The 17,122-nt window shown below is 62.3% G+C and carries 16 protein-coding genes; 5 read left to right on the top strand and 11 right to left on the bottom strand.

Features of this window, described 5'->3' with window-relative positions; genetic code table 11:
* Window positions 1-476: 476 nt before the first annotated feature.
* Window positions 477-848, top strand: coding sequence for a DUF3653 domain-containing protein (locus ABIA73_RS02145; RefSeq protein WP_354275372.1), 372 nt, complete (start codon window positions 477-479; stop codon window positions 846-848).
* Between the two features lie 35 nt (window positions 849-883).
* Here the strand turns inward: ABIA73_RS02145 and ABIA73_RS02140 are convergent, their stop codons facing one another.
* Window positions 884-1,711 (bottom strand): hypothetical protein, encoded by an 828-nt coding sequence (locus ABIA73_RS02140; protein WP_354275371.1) that lies wholly within the window; start codon window positions 1,709-1,711, stop codon window positions 884-886.
* A gap of 209 nt (window positions 1,712-1,920) precedes the next feature.
* Window positions 1,921-2,109 (bottom strand): TraX family protein, encoded by a 189-nt coding sequence (locus ABIA73_RS21510; protein WP_502960540.1) that lies wholly within the window; start codon window positions 2,107-2,109, stop codon window positions 1,921-1,923.
* 630 nt (window positions 2,110-2,739) lie between these two features.
* On the opposite strand from ABIA73_RS21510, the gene ABIA73_RS02135 reads away from it, so the two are divergent.
* Window positions 2,740-3,945: a hypothetical protein gene (locus ABIA73_RS02135; protein WP_354275370.1), complete on the top strand. Its 1,206-nt coding sequence runs from the start codon at window positions 2,740-2,742 to the stop codon at window positions 3,943-3,945.
* A gap of 238 nt (window positions 3,946-4,183) precedes the next feature.
* Here ABIA73_RS02135 and ABIA73_RS02130 read toward each other — a convergent pair whose 3' ends face one another.
* Window positions 4,184-4,948, bottom strand: coding sequence for a hypothetical protein (locus tag ABIA73_RS02130; protein ID WP_354275369.1), 765 nt, complete (start codon window positions 4,946-4,948; stop codon window positions 4,184-4,186).
* A 489-nt stretch (window positions 4,949-5,437) separates the two neighbouring features.
* Between ABIA73_RS02130 and ABIA73_RS02125 the strand changes: the two genes are divergently transcribed.
* Both ABIA73_RS02125 and ABIA73_RS02120 read left to right on the top strand, forming a co-directional pair.
* Window positions 5,438-5,794 (top strand): hypothetical protein, encoded by a 357-nt coding sequence (locus ABIA73_RS02125; RefSeq protein WP_080148792.1) that lies wholly within the window; start codon window positions 5,438-5,440, stop codon window positions 5,792-5,794.
* Window positions 5,795-5,818: 24 nt separating this feature from the next.
* Complete coding sequence (locus ABIA73_RS02120) at window positions 5,819-6,295, top strand: hypothetical protein (RefSeq protein ID WP_354275368.1); 477 nt, start codon at window positions 5,819-5,821, stop codon at window positions 6,293-6,295.
* 27 nt (window positions 6,296-6,322) lie between these two features.
* Here the strand turns inward: ABIA73_RS02120 and ABIA73_RS02115 are convergent, their stop codons facing one another.
* The 4 genes from ABIA73_RS02115 to ABIA73_RS02100 form a co-directional block, all read right to left on the bottom strand.
* On the bottom strand, window positions 6,323-8,974 hold the full coding sequence (locus tag ABIA73_RS02115) for an excinuclease ABC subunit UvrA (protein ID WP_354275367.1): 2,652 nt from the start codon (window positions 8,972-8,974) through the stop codon (window positions 6,323-6,325).
* 130 nt (window positions 8,975-9,104) lie between these two features.
* Entirely contained in the window at window positions 9,105-9,629 is a 525-nt protein-coding gene (locus ABIA73_RS02110; RefSeq protein WP_354275366.1) for a DUF6622 family protein, read from the bottom strand.
* 144 nt (window positions 9,630-9,773) lie between these two features.
* Window positions 9,774-10,766, bottom strand: a complete 993-nt coding sequence (locus ABIA73_RS02105) for an aldo/keto reductase (protein ID WP_354275365.1) — start codon at window positions 10,764-10,766, stop codon at window positions 9,774-9,776.
* Window positions 10,767-10,776: 10 nt separating this feature from the next.
* A complete protein-coding gene (locus ABIA73_RS02100) occupies window positions 10,777-11,373 on the bottom strand; it encodes a flavodoxin (RefSeq protein ID WP_354275364.1) in 597 nt (198 codons plus the stop codon).
* 74 nt (window positions 11,374-11,447) lie between these two features.
* On the opposite strand from ABIA73_RS02100, the gene ABIA73_RS02095 reads away from it, so the two are divergent.
* Window positions 11,448-12,341, top strand: a complete 894-nt coding sequence (locus ABIA73_RS02095; protein ID WP_025877180.1) for a LysR family transcriptional regulator — start codon at window positions 11,448-11,450, stop codon at window positions 12,339-12,341.
* A gap of 12 nt (window positions 12,342-12,353) precedes the next feature.
* On the opposite strand, the gene ABIA73_RS02090 is transcribed toward ABIA73_RS02095, so the two are convergent.
* The 4 genes from ABIA73_RS02090 to ABIA73_RS02075 form a co-directional block, all read right to left on the bottom strand.
* The gene (locus ABIA73_RS02090) at window positions 12,354-13,508 is read right to left on the bottom strand and encodes a (R)-mandelonitrile lyase (RefSeq protein ID WP_051562422.1); all 1,155 of its coding nucleotides are present in this window, start codon (window positions 13,506-13,508) and stop codon (window positions 12,354-12,356) included.
* The gene (locus ABIA73_RS02085; RefSeq protein WP_354275363.1) at window positions 13,505-14,563 is read right to left on the bottom strand and encodes an alpha/beta hydrolase; all 1,059 of its coding nucleotides are present in this window, start codon (window positions 14,561-14,563) and stop codon (window positions 13,505-13,507) included. Before ABIA73_RS02085 ends, ABIA73_RS02090 begins: the two co-directional genes overlap by 4 nt.
* Window positions 14,564-14,726: 163 nt before the next feature.
* On the bottom strand, window positions 14,727-15,821 hold the full coding sequence (locus tag ABIA73_RS02080; protein ID WP_354275362.1) for an alpha/beta hydrolase: 1,095 nt from the start codon (window positions 15,819-15,821) through the stop codon (window positions 14,727-14,729).
* Window positions 15,822-15,957: 136 nt separating this feature from the next.
* Window positions 15,958-16,692 carry a BPL-N domain-containing protein gene (locus ABIA73_RS02075; RefSeq protein ID WP_279207333.1) on the bottom strand — a complete coding sequence of 245 codons (735 nt, stop codon included), beginning with the start codon at window positions 16,690-16,692 and terminating at the stop codon, window positions 15,958-15,960.
* Window positions 16,693-17,122 lie beyond the last annotated feature (430 nt).

Raw genomic sequence — 17,122 nt, 5'->3', positions numbered from 1 at the left:
CGTTCCAGAGCGGCGCGATTGACGGGTTGGCGGGCGCAATTAACGTGACGCGTCACGGTGGTCACGGGTCCGCCGGCGTTGAATTCTGCAGGGCTGAGGGCTTGGGTTTCCCTCAGAATTGAACGTTGGTCCGGTGAGGTGCGCCTGACTGGTGGAGACTGGAGCGTGCGACTGTTTGAGCGAGCGTGTGTCGCCTGGACGTGGCGGGATGCCTCTGGGTCGCCAGCGACCATGAGTGCAGAGAAGCTATGGCTGGGGTTGGGGCCCGGGTAATGTTTGGGGTGCCATTGGTCGGGCTCGGTAGCGGAGTCGATGCTCAGTCTGCTTTGAACATAATATACATTATGCGAAATGCGACGTAGCCGACACAGGCTCCGCCGCTGGGCCGCTTTCGTCGGTTCTACTTGGGAATGGCTACGGCTCTGGCTCGGCTCTTGCCTGCCTGTTCGTTCCCCCGACAAGGACGAGCTCGCAGCATGATCAAGATTGATCCCCACGACCGCATGGATCTAACCGGCCCTTGGGCCGGTTTCGGCTTTCAGGGCGGCCACATGTTTACGCCCGAAGGCCACCAGCTGGAACCCTGCGATATGACCTGGTGGTCACTGACCTGCAACATCGCCCGGGAATGGCGTGTGATGATGGTCGAGGCCCGCGCCGAGGTGGCCACCCGATCGGCACCGCCTCGGAAGGCTTCTGCCGCAACGAAATCCAGCGTCATCTACCTTGCCGAGGCCCTCAGAATTCGCCGCGAACGGCGGTTGAGCGTCGGTGATCGCGAGGCCGACGCCGAGCCGTCCAATGTGGTCTACATGAGCCGTGGGCCGAGACCGCGCCAGCGCGTGTGAGGCGCTTCCGTAGGCGATGCCCCTACATCCCCGGATTATTTCACTGATTCCATGAACAGGTGGAGGCCTGCGTCAGTGAGCGACACTACAGCGACCTGCTGGCCAGTTTCGTAATCGCTCACACTTCCTCTTGTTACAAGGCCCAACTTCTCCAACTGTTTAGCTATAAACCAGATTGCGTCATCGCCCAAATTCATGCGGACAGTAAGGGAGCTCAGCGGAGTCTTGTTGCCCAGGCGACCCAAGGCCTCCAACATTTGCGATTGATATTTGTCGAGACCAATGCTCTCGCCAGCCCTATCGGTGGCGCGTGACACAGACACCTCAGACGGCGCAGGCTCAACAACCTCCGCCTTCACTGCAGACGCCAGCGCTGCTTCTGCAAGCGCATCCCTCTCCTCAATTGCCAGCTTGAGCTGTCCTTTCAGGCTGTCGATCGTGTTACTAAGGCGCACTGAATCTGTCGTGTGCTGAATTTCCATCTCGGTAAATCTGTTTCGAAGGGAGCGGGATTCTTCCTGCGTGAGGACGGTCTGATCATCGATCTCGCGCTTTAAGTTCAGCGCCTCTTTGCGACGCCTGAGGGAGTAGCTATAGACCCAGTTGGATGGGTATGGGAAGGCAAGGATATAGAACGCTGCAGCAGCCAAGGGTCCCACTATCAGATGAAGTATTGAATAGCCCGTGTCCTGATAGATGAGGTGCATCAGGTGAATCTTTCGAATGGCAGACTCCCCCGAGAACACAACGAGCAGCGCTTTGTAATTCCAAAGACACCAGGACACGGTAAGTGACGCCCCCAAGGGGCTCATGAACCTATCTGACACGTACTCCCTAATGCTCTTAACGATATCGTCAAACATTGCGCCCCCTATGGCAGCTCAGACCGAGCACTTCACTTCGGTGGAGGAGCTTAGCTGGACTAGGCCCCAAAAGGCGATGCCCCCAAACCGGGGCTAGAATGCGCGGAGGACGAGTGCCCTGGCCCGCTACAGCAAAGTGCATGGGCGGGAGGCTGATCGACCGAACCCAGAACGGCTTGGAATCGGTAATGCATAACGGCCGGCCAGTGCTATGCCGCGAGTAAAACGCCACTCAATGGCAGCGCAGCCACCAACGCAAGCAAGGCTAGTTGGCCGATGTAATAGCCGTAGAAGGCGCGGCCAACACGGGGAATTGGAAGGTCCACGTTTCCCAGTCTGAGCAAAGGGAGAGCCAGCAGCGCCCAAGCATTGCCGCTGTATAGGCAAAGCAGGCCCATGCAGCCCCATATCAGCCAAGGCCGCCCCCCTGCCCCCGGCGCCAGCGCCGAACCAGCCACACGCCGGGCCATGCGTAGTCCAGCGCAGCCGGCGCCACCAGCACCGGATGCTTACATTGCCTCCCCATGAGGCGGTTGAAGCTACAGTGAGTGAAGTTCTTGCAAAGTATGGGCATGCCTAGGTCGCCGAAGCGCCAACGCCCCCAATCACAATTGACCGCGCCATGGCGGTTCTGGACGGAGTCGGGAAACGTTGCCATCGGGCGGTTCCCGGCGCCCGGTGATCGCCGTCGCCCGCATCGTTTGGAAGCGCCGGTATCGCGCTGTCGATGGGTGGCAGCCACTGGGCGGGCTAATGCAAGGCCTTCTGGCGTTTGATGGGCATACGAGCCGTGCCAGCTGCAGTAGCTCGTAACGCAGATAGGGTCGGCAGGCCGCAGCCCCAATGCGGGTCCACACGCTGGCCGCTGCAGCGATTTGCCGTTTCGATCGACTTAGTACTTGGCGGTAGCAGCTGCCCCAATCCGCCTTGATCGGATGAGGACCTGCCCTACCCCCGATAAATCCAACAAATCCACTTCTTTAGAGTCCCCTGCACTTGTCGCAATCTGTTACTCGAACAGCGTAGCAATGATCGGATATGCTGATGGTCCCAACGCTCACTTTTTCTATTCCATGCCGCATCCTGCCCCAGTGCCTTCCGCCTCAATCATGGACGCTCAGCTTTGGGATTCTGGCTACGATAATGCACGTATCCCCGGGAATCCGCACGAACTCGATTTCCTGCGTGGCTTTCACAGTCTGACCTTCCTCACCAACCTAAGAAATTGGTTGCAGGTGAATAGTGGATTTAAGATTCAACTTACCTCGGTTTGGCAGGATAAATTCGGAAATGTGGTACCGAATCCCTTGGCGCCCGGGCAGCAGTACAAGTACCAGGAAGTAGCAGACCTGGCCGTCATAGTGAGAGATGCCGTAAATAGTAAGGCCGGCGCAAGAATGTGGCTACTACAGGCTAAAGTAGTGGGCAATTCCAGCAGCTTGCTGCCTGCCGGAGATTCTACCGCACGCGAAATCTATCTGTACGAATCAATGCCGAATTTCAGTTGGCATGGCCAAGAATCACTTGGATTCCACTTCCAGCTGAAGAATGACTTCATAGGCTCGGTCGCGAATTACAAGCATTGGTCGTTTCTCTGCTTCCGGGAAAATACTCAGTCACCTCCAGCTAACAAATTCGTCGATGTGCGTTGGCCGGGCTCTGTCTCCAGCGGACTTGCTGTATCGTCTTTCTGCGATGAGTTGCTGGAGCTGGTTACTCATTCCTTCGTGCAACCTGTGCCCGCGAATGTCTATGGCGCACCACTTGCGCCACATCCCGAGTGGGAGAAGCTTGCGCAGCAGATACTGCACAAGGCCGCGCAGAAGCCACAGTCCGGACATGCATCCATGATCAAGGGCCAGAAAGCTAACGTCTTGATGTGCGCCATGCTGGCGGAGAGCCATATAGGAAGGCCGATGTGGATTGATTCCCAAGGCCACTTTTGCCGGGCAGGCTGCACCACCTGTTTTAATGTCTCTGGCCCGGAGGATATTCCTTACGCGTTCCTTTCGACCGGATTCAATGGCTACCGGCCGAAGTTCAATCTTTCGCTCAATTTGCAGGAGAAATGGGAGGTGGAAGTTGATCCGCTAACTGCAAATAACGGTAGGAGTGGAGGGGGTGGTGGTCATAAGCCACCTATGGGCGGCGGTCAAGGTGAGGGTGAGGACGGAGGAGCGGGGGCAAAGCTGACGCTCTTTGTGGATGTGGCTGCGGTGGAAAGGCAAGGATAGAAAACTCCGTAGAGGCATCTATCGGCTTGAAGCTGTAACAGCCTCAGCTATTGACCTGCCCCACTTAGCAATGCCATCGGGGAACTGACCTGCCCCCGATAAACATCCCTTATCGCCGCAAGAATGCCTCTTGGCTCGCTCAGCAAAAACTCGCTTGGCGGACCATGAGAGGATCACACTCTATCGTGTGCGCTCCTGCAGCGGCCCTTCCTCTCGATGGGGCAATCGAACATGGCGCCTAAAGCTCAGACCCCGAATCTCCCTGCAAAGAAGCTTCAAGCAGGTTTATGTAGGTATCCAGTCGAGTGCGCTGACTGATCAGGAGCCAGGCGGCAACGTAAAGTAGCGCAATGAAAAAGATAAGGATGCCTCCCGCCAATCCGACGTCGAACACACCTGCCCAGCCGCCCTTCTTCCAGGCCTGGTACTGCACGAACAACGCCACGATCAGGGGGAATGGCCCCAGTCGCTGAAGTCCGCCATACAGCAGACCCATGCGATCAACCATGCCGGCTCTGAGCGCCGTGGCGAAGCGAAGCCTCTGCTCCCGTTCGATCTTCGGGAAGCGCTGCAGTTCACCCACTAGCGCGCGCCACTGTGCGAATTCGCTGTCCATCTCTTTGGCATGTGACAACCTAGGTTGCAGGTACTGCTGATACTGTCTCAGGACGCTCAGTACCCCATTGACGGCAAAGCCGCCAATTTCGACCAGCAGGCACGTCACTGTGATCGGCAACAGAATGCTGACGGGCACCCAGTGGACGAGCCACAGCCCACTGACGATACCAACGATGGCGGCAATGACAGCAATGCGCATCGACCAGCGCTCAATGCCACTTGGCTTTGGGTAAATGCTGCGGTCGATTAGACCTTGTACGCGGGTGTACAGCCCGTGGAAGGTCAGAGTCTCGACGTGCAACTGGGAAGCAATTGGGGTCTCAACCAGAAACTTCGTATCCATTCCTTTTCCCATGGCCACCTTCGCGTCCTGCGGAGCTTGCATGCTATCGCACCGGCCGTCGCATGGCACATTTCGGACGAGACAGCCGATTTCCATGTCGGAATCGGCGCACTTTCAGCCCAGCCTGACCCTGCCATCGCCAAGCAGAAATTATTCCCGTGGCGGCGACAACCTCCTGTCAGGCAAGCATCTCGCGCCTTCTCGCCACTATGCGACAATGCCGCAAGCGTCACGGGTTTTGACGGCTTCAGCCTCAACCCCTTGGCATCGCGCACAACCGGGCGTAATCCTTGCCATGCCACCGAAAACGGGTGGCCGGGCGTCGAAAACCCGTGTCTTTGTGCTTGATTACGCTTGCCAGCCGGCACCACCGTTGCGTGGTGCCGGCTGGCAATCCGTCTGCCGGCTATGGCGGGCGGTGCGTGGGGGCCTTGTGCCCGCCGGTTTTGCACAAAGACCCGGTTTTCGAGCCACGCATCGTCCGCCACCTTTATCGGTGGCGGCTTCTGCCTGTACGCAAGGAGCCCTGCCATGACCACGCCCTACTCCCCTGCCCCACAGCCCATCCACGAGGCGCCCTCGGCCGGGCCCGCCGTAGATCCCAACACCCTCATCGCGCTGCTGCACAGCATCGGCTCGGGCGTGGCCGCCAACGGCCAGCCTTGGCCAGAGCGGCATCAGCTGCGTGGCCGACAGATGGCGCTGGCCGATGCCGACTGCTCGCTGACAGGCCTGCGCGTGGTGCTGGAAGTGCTGCTGGCGGCAGAACGCACGCGTCAGAACGGCGAGCCGGAGCAATATGTCGGCGACCGGGTGATGGAAGGGCTGATCATGGCCGGCCTTGGGCTGGCAGCGCACGCAAGCGAACGGCTGCAGCCGGCAGACTGAAGGATCACTTCGGTGGGGCCTGAAATGAAGGTGCGCCACGGGGTGATGTGGGCGCTCTTTCTGGCGCTGGTCGTTGCCGTACAGATGCACTTGCCAGAGCCTGTTGAGCCGGAGGTGCTCGCGTACCGCGATGTGCCCGATGAGACATTCTGGACGCTGCGCCGCCACGCGCTTCGGTTCGCAGAGGCGCGGGCGCGGGAGGGCTTCGAGTTCGTGGAGGGGACGCCCGCTTCGGCTTCCTTCCAGATCCTGTGCAAGGGTGTGCCGGTGCTGCACGTGGAGAGGCAGCCGCCGCTTCTGCTGATCAGGGTTGCGCTGGGTACCGAGCAACGGGCGCCTGCGATCTACCCCCTGCAGGCCACGCTGCAGTGGTCACTGGTGCCGTTGACCTATCTGGAGCAGGTCCTGTCTGGCGTGCAGGAGCCTACGCTGCAGGATCGGCTGCTGCTGACGCTTGCTGGCGATGTGCCTGAGGATGAGCGGTGTGGCGTGCGGAAGTAGGAGTGCAACGCCGGCGACGCCCCCGCCTTACCCACCCTGCCGCAGCTCGCGCGCAAGGAAGGGGGCCGTCCTGCTTCCTTTGGCGCGCGCCACCTGCTGCGGCGTTCCCTTCGCCACGATGGTGCCGCCCGCAGCGCCTGCGCCAGGTCCGACGTCTATCACCCAGTCCGCCTGCACGACCGCGCGCATGTCATGCTCGATCATCACCACCGTATTGCCCGCGTCCACCAGTCGCTGTAGCTGCACCAGCAGCCTGTCCGCGTCCGATGCATGCAGGCCGGTGGTGGGTTCGTCCAGTACGTAAAGCGTGCGCCCGCGCTGGCTGCGCTGCAGCTCGGTCGCCAGCTTGATGCGCTGGGCTTCGCCGCCTGAAAGCTCTGTGGCCGGCTGGCCCAGCCGCAGATAGCCCAGGCCGATCTCCTGCAGCAGCTGCAGCGGACGGGCAATGGCCTCTTCCTCGATGAAGAACGCGTGCGCCTGGTCCACCGTCATCTGCAGGACTTCGGCGATGTTGCGGTCATTCCACAGCACCTTCAGCGTGGCCTCGTTGTAACGCGCGCCGTGGCAGGTGGCGCACGGCGCATAGACGCTGGGCATGAACAGCAGTTCGACGCTGACGAAACCTTCGCCTTCGCAGGTCTCGCATCGGCCCTTGGCCACGTTGAACGAGAAACGGCCGGCATCGAAACGCCGACGGCGCGCGGCGGGCGTAGCGGCGAACAGCTTGCGCACGTGGTCGAACAGCCCGGTATAGGTGGCCAGGTTGGAGCGTGGCGTGCGGCCGATGGGTTTCTGGTCCACCTGCACTACCCGCTGGATGGCGTCCACATCGCCAGCCAGCCGGCCTCGGGTCGCTTCGATCACGATCGGCGCGTCGGTGGGCGCACTCTCGGCGCTGTTGTCTTCGGGCTCATGCCCCAGGTGCAGCAGCACCAGCTCGGGCAGTGCCTGCGCCATCAGGCTGGATTTGCCCGACCCTGAAATGCCGGTCACTGCGGTCAGCAGCCCCAGTGGCACCTGCGCATCCACACCCTGCAGGTTGTGCCGGTGGATGCCCTTCAGTTCCAGCCAGCTGCTGGCGCTGCGCTGCCGGCTGGCGGCCGCAGGCACTTGGTCGAACAGATACCGGGCGGTGCGCGATTCCTGGACCTTGCGCAGGCCGTCGGGCTCGCCACTGTAGAGAACGCGCCCGCCGTGCTCACCCGCCTCCGGGCCAACATCCACCAGCCACTGCGCGCGGCGCATCAGCTCCAGGTCGTGTTCGACAACGAACACCGAGTTTCCGCCGTCGCGCAACCGGTCCAGCGCGTCGTACAGCGCCTGGCTGTCGGCGGGGTGCAGGCCGGCCGAAGGTTCATCAAGCACGTACAGCACGCCAAACAGCAACGAGCTGAGCTGCGTGGCCAGCCGCAGGCGCTGCAGTTCGCCGGCCGACAATGTTGGCGTGGCGCGATCCAGCGAGAGATATCCCAGGCCCAGGCCTCGCAGCTGGTGTACGCGCGCCATGACGCCGCCTGCCAGCCGCTGCGCGGCCAGGCGCTTCTCTTCTGACAGGGCCGAGGTCAGCCGCACGTCGGGGGCCCCAGCATGGATAGGGCGGCCGCTTGCAGCCCGCTGCGTGCGATCGCGTTTCGTGGCGCTGCCGCTGCTACGCGCGCCGCGGCTGTGCGCTCTGAAATCGCCCTGCGCGATGGGCCCCAGTAGGTCCGCCAACTGGTCCAGTGGCAACCGCATGAACTCGCCGATATCCACACCGGCAAAGGTGACCGAAAGCGCTTCCGGCTTCAGGCGCTTTCCCTGGCAGGCTGGGCACAACCTGCCTTCCATGTAGCGCGAAACGCGCTTGCGCATCAGTGCGCTCTGGGTGTTGGCAAAGGTGTGCAGCACGTAGCGGCGCGCACCGGTATAGGTACCCATGTAGCTGGGTTCCAGCTTGCGCTTCAGCGCGGCGCGGGTCTCTGCGGGCGTGAAGCCGGCATACACCGGCACGGTTGGCGTTTCCTCGGTGAACAGGATCCAGTCGCGGTCCTTCTTCGGCAGCTTCTTCCACGGCACATCGATGTCGTAGCCCAGCGTGACCAGGATGTCGCGCAGGTTCTGGCCATGCCATGCCGGTGGCCAGGAGGCGATGGCGCGTTCACGGATGCTCAGCGACGGGTCCGGCACCATCAGCGCTTCGGTCACCTCGTACACATGCCCCAGGCCGTGGCAGGTGCTGCAGGCGCCCTGCGGCGTATTGGGCGAGAAGTCCTCGGCGTACAGCATGGGCTGGTTGGCCGGGTAGGCCCCTGCGCGCGAGTACATCATGCGCACCAGGCTGGACAGCGTGGTCACGCTGCCCACCGAGGAACGTGCATTGCTGGCGCCGCGCTGCTGCTGCAACGCCACCGCCGGCGGCAGCCCGTCGATGGCGTCCACATCGGGCACGCCCGCCTGGTCGATCAGGCGCCGCGCGTACGGCGCTACGGATTCGAAGTAACGCCGCTGCGCTTCGGCGAAGACGGTACCGAAGGCCAACGACGACTTGCCCGACCCCGACACCCCGGAGAACACCACCACTGCATTGCGCGGAATGGAGACATCGACATTCTTGAGGTTGTGCTCGCGCGCGCCGCGCACCTCCACGCAACCGTTGGCTGCGGCCGCGCATGAGGATTCACCGAAAGGGTTGTTGGACATCGTTGCGTTCCTGCAGGCAGTGAGCGGTGCGCCCTGGAGCGCGCCCAAGGCTGCATTTTCGCTGCTGCGAGGTGAATGTGGTGAGGGCACGACCGAAGCGCGTGCACCGCCCCCTCATCCTGGGCTGGACTCAGCCCGCAGGCTGCATCCCGCTGGGCGTTGCCCCGCGCGACGCCGCCAGATACCGGCAGTACTTGCCGATGAAGATGCCGGTGAATCCGCCAGACAGCAGGAGATAGGCGGCGCTGAAACCTGCGTTGCTGCTCAGGCCGGGCGCCACGGCCAGCGCCGTTTCAAAACCGTACTTGATGACGAACGTGACCAGCAGCAGTGGCAGCAGGCTGTAGTCGGCACTGCGCCACAGCGTGCCCGTGGAGGCGTCCACGGTCAGGGTTGCCCGGCGCAGCAGCAGCCAGCCCACTGCTGCGCCCGCGCAGATGCCGGCCAGCCATTCGCCCCACGCCAGCGGCGAGCCGCCATAGCGGTGGCTGATCGACCAGATGCCCCAGACGCTGAACAGCGCCGGCACGATGGCCAGCTTCCGCAGCGAGGTCTGCCCCGGCCGCATGGCCGCGATGCCGCGCGAGACCAGGAACGCGAGAAGCACCCAGACCCAGATGGGGGTCTGCCAGAGAAGTTGCTGCAGCAGGTTCACGGGAGGTCCTTTCGGTGAGTGCCGGCCAGGCAGGCGGCGGTGGCGCTCACTATTGGCGGTACGCATTGCACGGACAAGTGACAGGTGTCAGCGATACGGCCTGCACCCTTCCCCCTGCGCGGCTGCAAGGCGATGCAGGAATGCCTACTTGCCAGTCATCTTCAATGCGGCCTCCGGCAGACGTGCGCCACTGATGCTGATCTGCGCCATTTCGTTATCGATTTTCGCCAGGTCGTCCCTATCGAGCACCAGATCCACTGTGCCCAGATTCTCATCCAGCCGATGGCGCTTGGTCGTGCCCGGGATCGGCGAAATCCACGGTCGCTGCGCCAGCAGCCAAGCCAAAGCGACCTGTGCCGGCGTGGCGCCCTTCCCTGCGGCCATCGCCTTCACCACGTCCACCAACGCCATGTTGGCCCGGCGTGATTCGGCGGAGAAGCGCGGCACCGCATTGCGGAAATCCGTTGCATCGAACTGCGTGTGCTCGTCGATCTTTCCCGTCAGGAAGCCCGCACCCAGCGGGCTGAAGGGTACGAAGCCAATGCCCAGTTCCTCAAGCAGCGGAAGCAGCTCTGCTTCGGGCTCACGCCAGAACAGTGAGTACTCGCTCTGCACAGCCGTCAGCGGCTGCACTGCATGCGCCCTGCGGATTGTCTGCGCACCCGCTTCGGACAGGCCGAAATGCGCGACCTTTCCCTCTGCAATGAGCGCCTTCACGGTATCGGCAACCTCTTCGATGGGCACCGCCGGGTCAACACGGTGCTGGTACAGCAGGTCGATGCGCTCGGTGCGCAGCCGCTTCAGGCTGGCTTCGACAGCTGCCCGGATGTGTGCAGGCTGGCTGTTGGTGCCTGCGCCGCGGGCACCGGTGACCGGGTCGATGTCGAAGCCGAACTTCGTGGCGATCACCACCTGGTCGCGAACGGGTGCCAGTGCCTCGCCCACCAGTTCTTCGTTGGCAAAGGGGCCGTAGGCTTCGGCCGTGTCGAAGTGGGTGATGCCGCGCTCCACCGCCGTGCGGATCAGCGCGATCATCTCCTGCTTGTCGGCGGCCGGGCCATATGCCGAACTCATGCCCATGCAGCCCAGGCCGAGGGCGGAAACTTCAAGGCCTTGTCCAAGGGTACGGAACTTCATGGTTGAATCCTCATCGGGCAGTGTGCGGAGTGGCCAACCAGGCGTTGACGCTCTCCATGGTTTTGCGCTCCTGGTCGGCCTGCATCACGAATGCCTCCAGGATGCGTGCGTTGGGCGCATGGCGGGCGAGCACGCGCAGGCTGCTGCCCACGCCGTAGCCGCCATGGGTGATGAACGGCACGATGGTCTTGCCACTCATGTCGTGCTGCGACAACAGCGATCGAATGATCGGCGGCGCGGTCTCGCCCCAGATTGGAAAGCCCAGGTACACGGTGTCATAGCGATCAATGTCGACAATGCGGGTGCGCAGTGCAGGCTCTACCCCGTCGTCGCGCTCCTGTCGCGCCTTGGCTACCGTTTCAAGATAGTCCGCCGGGTAGTCGATGGCAGGCTCTACCTGGAACAGGTCGCTGGGCATGCTGCGATGAATGAGCCCGGCAACCACCCGGGTGTTGCCCGAACGTGAGAAGCAGGCAACCACTGTCCGTGCGCCTGATCGACCAGCGGCCGTGCCTTCCTGCGGCGCTGCGGCTGAACATCCCAGCGGCAGTGAAGCCAAGGCAGCGACCACTGCCCGGCGACCAGGGCTGGGGGTTGGAATCGTCATGGCGCCAATCTACGCCCCCAAAACACATTCTTGCAGAGGCATAATCGGATATCGCTTATATCCGGTACGCATCAATGAGCGTCGAGAATTACGATCAGCTGGCCATGTTCGCGCTGGTGGCGCGGGAACGCAGTTTTACCCGGGCTGCTGCCCAGCTGGGTATGTCCCAACCCGCCCTTAGCCGATCGATGCGCCAGCTGGAAGAACGCCTGGGCGTGCGCCTGCTTGCGCGGACCACCCGCAGCGTTTCGCCGACCGAGGCCGGAGAGCAGTTGCTGCGGGTGATTGCACCGCGCTTCGAGGAGATCGATAGCGAGCTTGCCCAGCTCAACGCGTACCGCGACAAACCCGCCGGTCGCCTCCGCATCACTGCAGGTGAGCACGCTGCGCTCACCGTGATGCAGCCGGTACTGGGCAAGCTGCTGCCGGCCAATCCCGACCTGAACATCGAGGTGATTGTCGACTACGGGCTGACCGACATCGTGGCCGAGGGCTTCGACGCCGGTATCCGCATGGGTGAGCAGGTGGCCAAGGACATGATTGCCGTGCGTGTTGGGCCCGACCTGCGCATGGCCGTGGTCGGATCGCCCGCCTATTTCCAGCGCCATCCGAAGCCGAAATCACCGCACGACCTGACTCGGCACAACTGCATCACCATCCGCCTGCCGACCCACGGTGGCATTTTCGCGTGGGAGTTCGAGAAGAAAGGCCAGGAGCTGAAAGTACGCGTGGAAGGCCAGTTGGTGTTCAACAACATCGCCCTGCGGCTGGGCGCTGCGCTGGAAGGCCTGGGGCTGGCGTACATGCCCGAGGATCTGGTGCGCCCCCATGTGCAGGCAGGCACCCTGGTCCACGTGCTGCAGGACTGGTGCCCCTCCTTCCCCGGCTACCACCTGTATTACCCCAGCCGCAGGCAGTCATCGCCTGCGTTCACCGTGCTGCGTGATGCGTTGCGCTATCGGGATTGAACGGCGGCACGGTCATGGCGACGGTGCCGGGGTCTGTTCCAGTGCCTGCACTGCGCGGTCAGATGCGGCCGCATATCCGCTATGTGCGAGCAACTGGGCCAGGTGCTGCAACTGTGCGCGGCTGAGGCCCACGCGCTGGCTGGCCGCCATGTGCGAGCGCAACTGCGCCTCCACGCCAGGCATGGCCGCCAGCGCGCCAACCGTTGCAAGTTCACGGCTCTGCCAGTCCAGGTTGTCGCGCTCGAAGATGTCGCCGAACAGATGTGTCTGCAGGAACTGGTTGATGATGGGCGCGAAGTCCATGACCGGGCCAGCCACCGGGGCACCGGAGATCCGCGTCTGGTTTGCGGTACCCACGGCGCGCAGTGCATCGCCTACCGGGGCCTTCCCGGCGGGCGGCTTCCCGGGTGCGGTGGCGATACCCTGCTCCTCGCGTTTGCGCACCACGTTCATCAGTTCGCCCAGGGCGTTGAGGCTCTTTGGGAACCCCGCATAGGCATACAGCTGCACGAGCACTTCCTTTGCCTCGCTCACGGTGAGGCCGGCGTCCAGCCCCCGGACCAACGCGGCGTTGAGCTGGGGCATGTCACTGCTGGCCGCAGCGGCCGCAATCAGCGGGATCGCCTGCTGCCTGGGCGAAAGCGGCCCGGCAACGGGCGCCTCGATGCCTGCTGACGCTTGGCGGTACTGGTCATCACTCACCTGCTCCAGCCAGGCCACCGATTTTCCATCGGTCACACCGGTTACCGCGAGATGGGTCATCGCGCTGTGCGGCGCGGCGCCGTGCCAATGCTTGACCCCGGCCGGACACACCACCACATCCCCGGCGTGTATCTGCTGCACCGGCTTGCCCCATTCCTGGGTCAGCCCAACGCCGGAGGTAACCACCAATCGCTGCCCGGCGGGATGGGTGTGCCAGGCCGAACGCGCGCCCGGCTCGAAGCTGACGTATGCGGATGAGACCTGCACGTCCTTGTCCGCTGGGAACAGCGGATCCACGCGTACTTTGCCAACGAAGGTCTCTGCTGGACCGGCAACGGACGATTGTGTTCCCGACCGGGTGATCTGCTGCATGGGCATTTCGCCGGCGCCGGCGAACGGTGCCGCCACGCTCAATGCAGCGCCCAGCAGCGCCGTCTGCGCGGGTGATTTACGAGGCGTGGTCATGGTGCAAGCGTCCGGGTGTAGAACGTGGTGAGCGAGGCGACGGCAGCATCCACGTACTTCGGCACCCAGTAGGTCTCGATGTGCGTGGCCCCCTCCAGCAGCACCAGCTGCTTGTCGATGGTACCGGTTGCTTTGGCGAAGGCATCCTGGGTCATGTAAAGGCTGTCCGCCTTGCTGCCGGCAATCATCAGCAGCGGTTGGTTGATCAGCTCGATCTGGTTGGTGGCGTCCCAGCGCATCAGGTCCAGCAGGCTGCTGGTCGTGTACCGGAAGGTGGAATTGGGATGGGCATGCGTCTTCCAGTAGTACTCATAGCCCTGCCGATACAGATCGAAGGGGAGCTTGGCGATCTGCTCGTCGCTGAGGTTGGCATCGCCGGAGTACAGCACTTCGCCGCCGGCGGCCTGCTGTGCGCGCGCCTGCGAAGCCTGCTGCAGGCGCTGCTGGACGGTGTCCAGCTGCGAGTCGGCATAACCGTTGCGGCGAACTCGGCCAGAGTTGAACATGCTGATCGTGGCGACGGCCTTGAAGCGCTTGTCGGTCTGCGCGGCCGCAAGCGAGTAGCCGCCGCCACCACAGATGCCGAGCAAGCCCAGGCGCGAGGTGTCGACCCAGGGGAATCGACTGATGAAGTCCGCCATGCCGTGGATGTCCTCGATGCGGTGGGAAGGCATGTCCACGCTGCGCGGCTGGCCACCGCTTGCCCCCTGATAGGCCGCATCGGCGGTAATGGCGATGTAGCCCTGCTGGGCCAGGCGTTGCGCGTACAGGCCGGCCACCTGTTCTTTGACCCCGCCATTGGGGTGCGCAACCACGATGGTCGGGTACCTCCGCGAGGCATCAAAATTGGCGGGCGTGTAGAAGTTTGCCGCGATCTCGATTCCATTCAGCGGATAGGACACCGAGTGAATGTTGACCTCACCGGGCACATTGCGCGTGATCGCACCTTCGTAGGCCAGTTTGAACGGGTTGAGCGTGTAGTCGGCAGCGGACGCGTTGCCTGCTGCCAAGCCGAGAGACATCGCCAACAGCGTGGCGTGCACGATGTGCTTCATTCAAGTGCTCCGGGTTTGTACGTTACCCCTGACGGCGCGTGTTGCGGGCCGACGTTGGCGGTGTTCAGGAGTAAACCTAACGTCCGTGCACTCATGGAAACAGAGCATCAGCCGGATATCACTCATGCATGCATGATATGAATGATGCACGGGACGGTCCGGATCAACGATCCAGGTGCTTCTTCTGCAGGAACTCACTCACCAGATCGGCGATCTGGACGTTGTTGAGGTCTGAGAACAGGAAGTGGCTGTTGCCACGGATTCCCATCTCCGGCAGATGGATCAGGGTGACATCACCGCCCTGCCGATTGACGGCATCACGCCAGGCGCGGGCCATTTCCAACCGGGCCCGCCAACTGTCCTGCGCCGGCAGGTCAATGGGCTTGTCAGGGATGTTGTCGCCATACAGCACCAGAATCGGGATCCGGGTCAGCGCCTTGAATTCCGCGGGCGAAACCAGCGCGGGAGCGACGGTATCGAACGCGCTGGGAATCGGTGCCGGCGCATCGTCCTTTGCGAACACGAAGCTGCTGCCAGGCTCGAACGCGACGATCGCGCGGACGTTGGGGCTTTTTATGGCCGTCATCCAGCCAGGACCGCCCGCCTGCGAATGGGTAAACAGGATCGCAGGCCCTGTCTTCTGCAGCACGGCGGCCACCCCGTCCGACACTACACCGAGGTCGAAGGGGCCGGTGTTGGGCGTGACCGAACGGAAGAACTGGTCAAGCGCGGCCTCCCCTTTCGGGAACTGGCTGCCAGCGAAGTAGTTTGGCCAGAGGCCGATCCGGAACTGGTTGAACCACATCTGATCGTCTGCCACGGGCTTCAGCGTCGCCTCGACCATGCTTCGGCCGGCCTTGCCGCGCCGTGGTTGATCGATCAGGTAGGTAGCGAAACGACGACGCAGGAACAGGTTCTGGAAGCCCTCACGCCCATCGGCCGTCGTCTCCCAGCTCTTGGAAGACTGGCCCGCACCGTGCCACATCACGATGGGCAACGTGCGCGCGTTCACCGGCTTCTGGTTGAAGACATAGACGTGATCGCCGTGATAGCTCTGGCCATCCGGATTGGAGGGCTTCAACGGATCGAACGTGCCAGACTCCTTCTTGGTCGTGCCCCCAGCGAGGAAGCTGCCTTGCGAATCGATCTGCAGTGGCTCGTTGGCCATGGCGGTCGTGGCGCAGAGGGAAACCGCTATCCAGAGCAGTGTGGAGGGGAAGCTGGGCACCAGAGTGCGAAGGCGCGTGCGAGTCTGCATGGGTCACTCCGTGACAGATTGTCAGGGGAATCTACCCTCCGGGCCATCCTGGAAGAAGCGCGGGAGTGCATATGACCAATGCATGCAGGATATATATGCACGTCCATCGTGTTGCAGTGAGTGTGAGTGATGAGCGCTATCGCGCCAGGGCCTCGGCCAGAATGTTGCCCATCACGTCAGATCTTGGCATTTGGTTGACTGGAATTTCGGCTTGTTCAAACCACGCTCGGCTGGCCTCAGGGTGCGGACCCGTCAGAACAACTTTTCCCGAACCATAGCGGTACGCGGCGGCGCTTATATCGCCATTCTTGTAGTGCCCAAGCGCCTTGAACCCAGGAGAGGGAGATTCAGGGAAATAGGGGCCGTCCTGGAAGAATATTTGATCTTGATGCCCAAGCCACTCCACGGTAACGGAATCGTCGACAATCGAATGCACTGGGAAGCCAGGACGGTTGACGGCACTATCCAACTCCTCGTCAATCAGCGCTAGATTGTTCGCGTCCGCCAGATACGCGCCCATGCATAAGCCAAGGTAGTGGCCGCCCTGATCGACGTACTCCCTGATGGCGCTCGAACGCTGCTTGCCTAGAGCACGAAGAGCAGCTGGAATATTCTGGCCTCCACCAGGTTGAATGTAGAGATCGAAGCGCTTCAGATTTTCAGATGTAACATCCAGCGGCTCATCCGACCCGACGTATTCCACCTGGTACTTTCCCGATTTTTCGATCGAGCGTCGAACGGTCTCAGAGCAGTCATCGCATCCCGCATCGCCACGATAGACTGCGATACGAGGAAGAGTCGAGGATAACGCCGCGCCCGAAACCGGGAGCAGTGATGTCAGGAGTATTCCTGCCCACAGGTATTTAGCCACCGGAAGATCTCCTGTGAATCACTGAAGTCATCTGCATACGACGGTGGCCAAGAGCGGTGGCGGGTGGCCGGATTACGCTGCATTGCGGGTGAATTTGCTCTGAATCAAATGGACACAGAATGATGCGGGAGCATGTCCACTGCGTCCCTGTCCCACCGACATTTGTAGCGGCCACCGAGCCGTAGTTGAGGCGGCGCCACTTGGCGTCTTGCCGGCCGGCGGCCGGCACTACCCTTGCGATGCGGATGTCCGGAATCGATATTACCGTGACGCGTCACGGTCAATGGCATGCGCCTTCAATCGGGCGCACGTCGGGTTTTGATACAGCCCTTTGCTGGCGGGACCGGCGCTGCAGCCGGCACGGTATGATGCCGACTTTCTCGCACTTGCCATCGCTGTAGCGCGCGTTACTGTTGGCTCGCGCCGGTGC

The organism is Stenotrophomonas sp. 2694, from assembly GCF_040548715.1.
In the GTDB taxonomy this organism is placed as follows: Bacteria; Pseudomonadota; Gammaproteobacteria; order Xanthomonadales; family Xanthomonadaceae; genus Stenotrophomonas; species Stenotrophomonas indicatrix.
Note: the sequence above shows the minus strand (reverse complement) of the source record. Positions and strands in the feature narration are given on the sequence as shown.

Coding starts and splice junctions, on each gene's coding strand:
- ABIA73_RS02100 (WP_354275364.1), bottom strand. CDS start 11,373: ATGACGATTCCAACCCCCAGCCCTGGTCGCCGGGCAGTGGTCGCTGCC.
- ABIA73_RS02145 (WP_354275372.1), top strand. CDS start 477: ATGATCAAGATTGATCCCCACGACCGCATGGATCTAACCGGCCCTTGG.
- ABIA73_RS02130 (WP_354275369.1), bottom strand. CDS start 4,948: ATGCAAGCTCCGCAGGACGCGAAGGTGGCCATGGGAAAAGGAATGGAT.
- ABIA73_RS02125 (WP_080148792.1), top strand. CDS start 5,438: ATGACCACGCCCTACTCCCCTGCCCCACAGCCCATCCACGAGGCGCCC.
- ABIA73_RS02135 (WP_354275370.1), top strand. CDS start 2,740: ATGATCGGATATGCTGATGGTCCCAACGCTCACTTTTTCTATTCCATG.
- ABIA73_RS02090 (WP_051562422.1), bottom strand. CDS start 13,508: ATGACCACGCCTCGTAAATCACCCGCGCAGACGGCGCTGCTGGGCGCT.
- ABIA73_RS02105 (WP_354275365.1), bottom strand. CDS start 10,766: ATGAAGTTCCGTACCCTTGGACAAGGCCTTGAAGTTTCCGCCCTCGGC.
- ABIA73_RS21510 (WP_502960540.1), bottom strand. CDS start 2,109: ATGGGCCTGCTTTGCCTATACAGCGGCAATGCTTGGGCGCTGCTGGCT.
- ABIA73_RS02115 (WP_354275367.1), bottom strand. CDS start 8,974: ATGTCCAACAACCCTTTCGGTGAATCCTCATGCGCGGCCGCAGCCAAC.
- ABIA73_RS02080 (WP_354275362.1), bottom strand. CDS start 15,821: ATGCAGACTCGCACGCGCCTTCGCACTCTGGTGCCCAGCTTCCCCTCC.
- ABIA73_RS02095 (WP_025877180.1), top strand. CDS start 11,448: ATGAGCGTCGAGAATTACGATCAGCTGGCCATGTTCGCGCTGGTGGCG.
- ABIA73_RS02120 (WP_354275368.1), top strand. CDS start 5,819: ATGAAGGTGCGCCACGGGGTGATGTGGGCGCTCTTTCTGGCGCTGGTC.
- ABIA73_RS02140 (WP_354275371.1), bottom strand. CDS start 1,711: ATGTTTGACGATATCGTTAAGAGCATTAGGGAGTACGTGTCAGATAGG.
- ABIA73_RS02085 (WP_354275363.1), bottom strand. CDS start 14,563: ATGAAGCACATCGTGCACGCCACGCTGTTGGCGATGTCTCTCGGCTTG.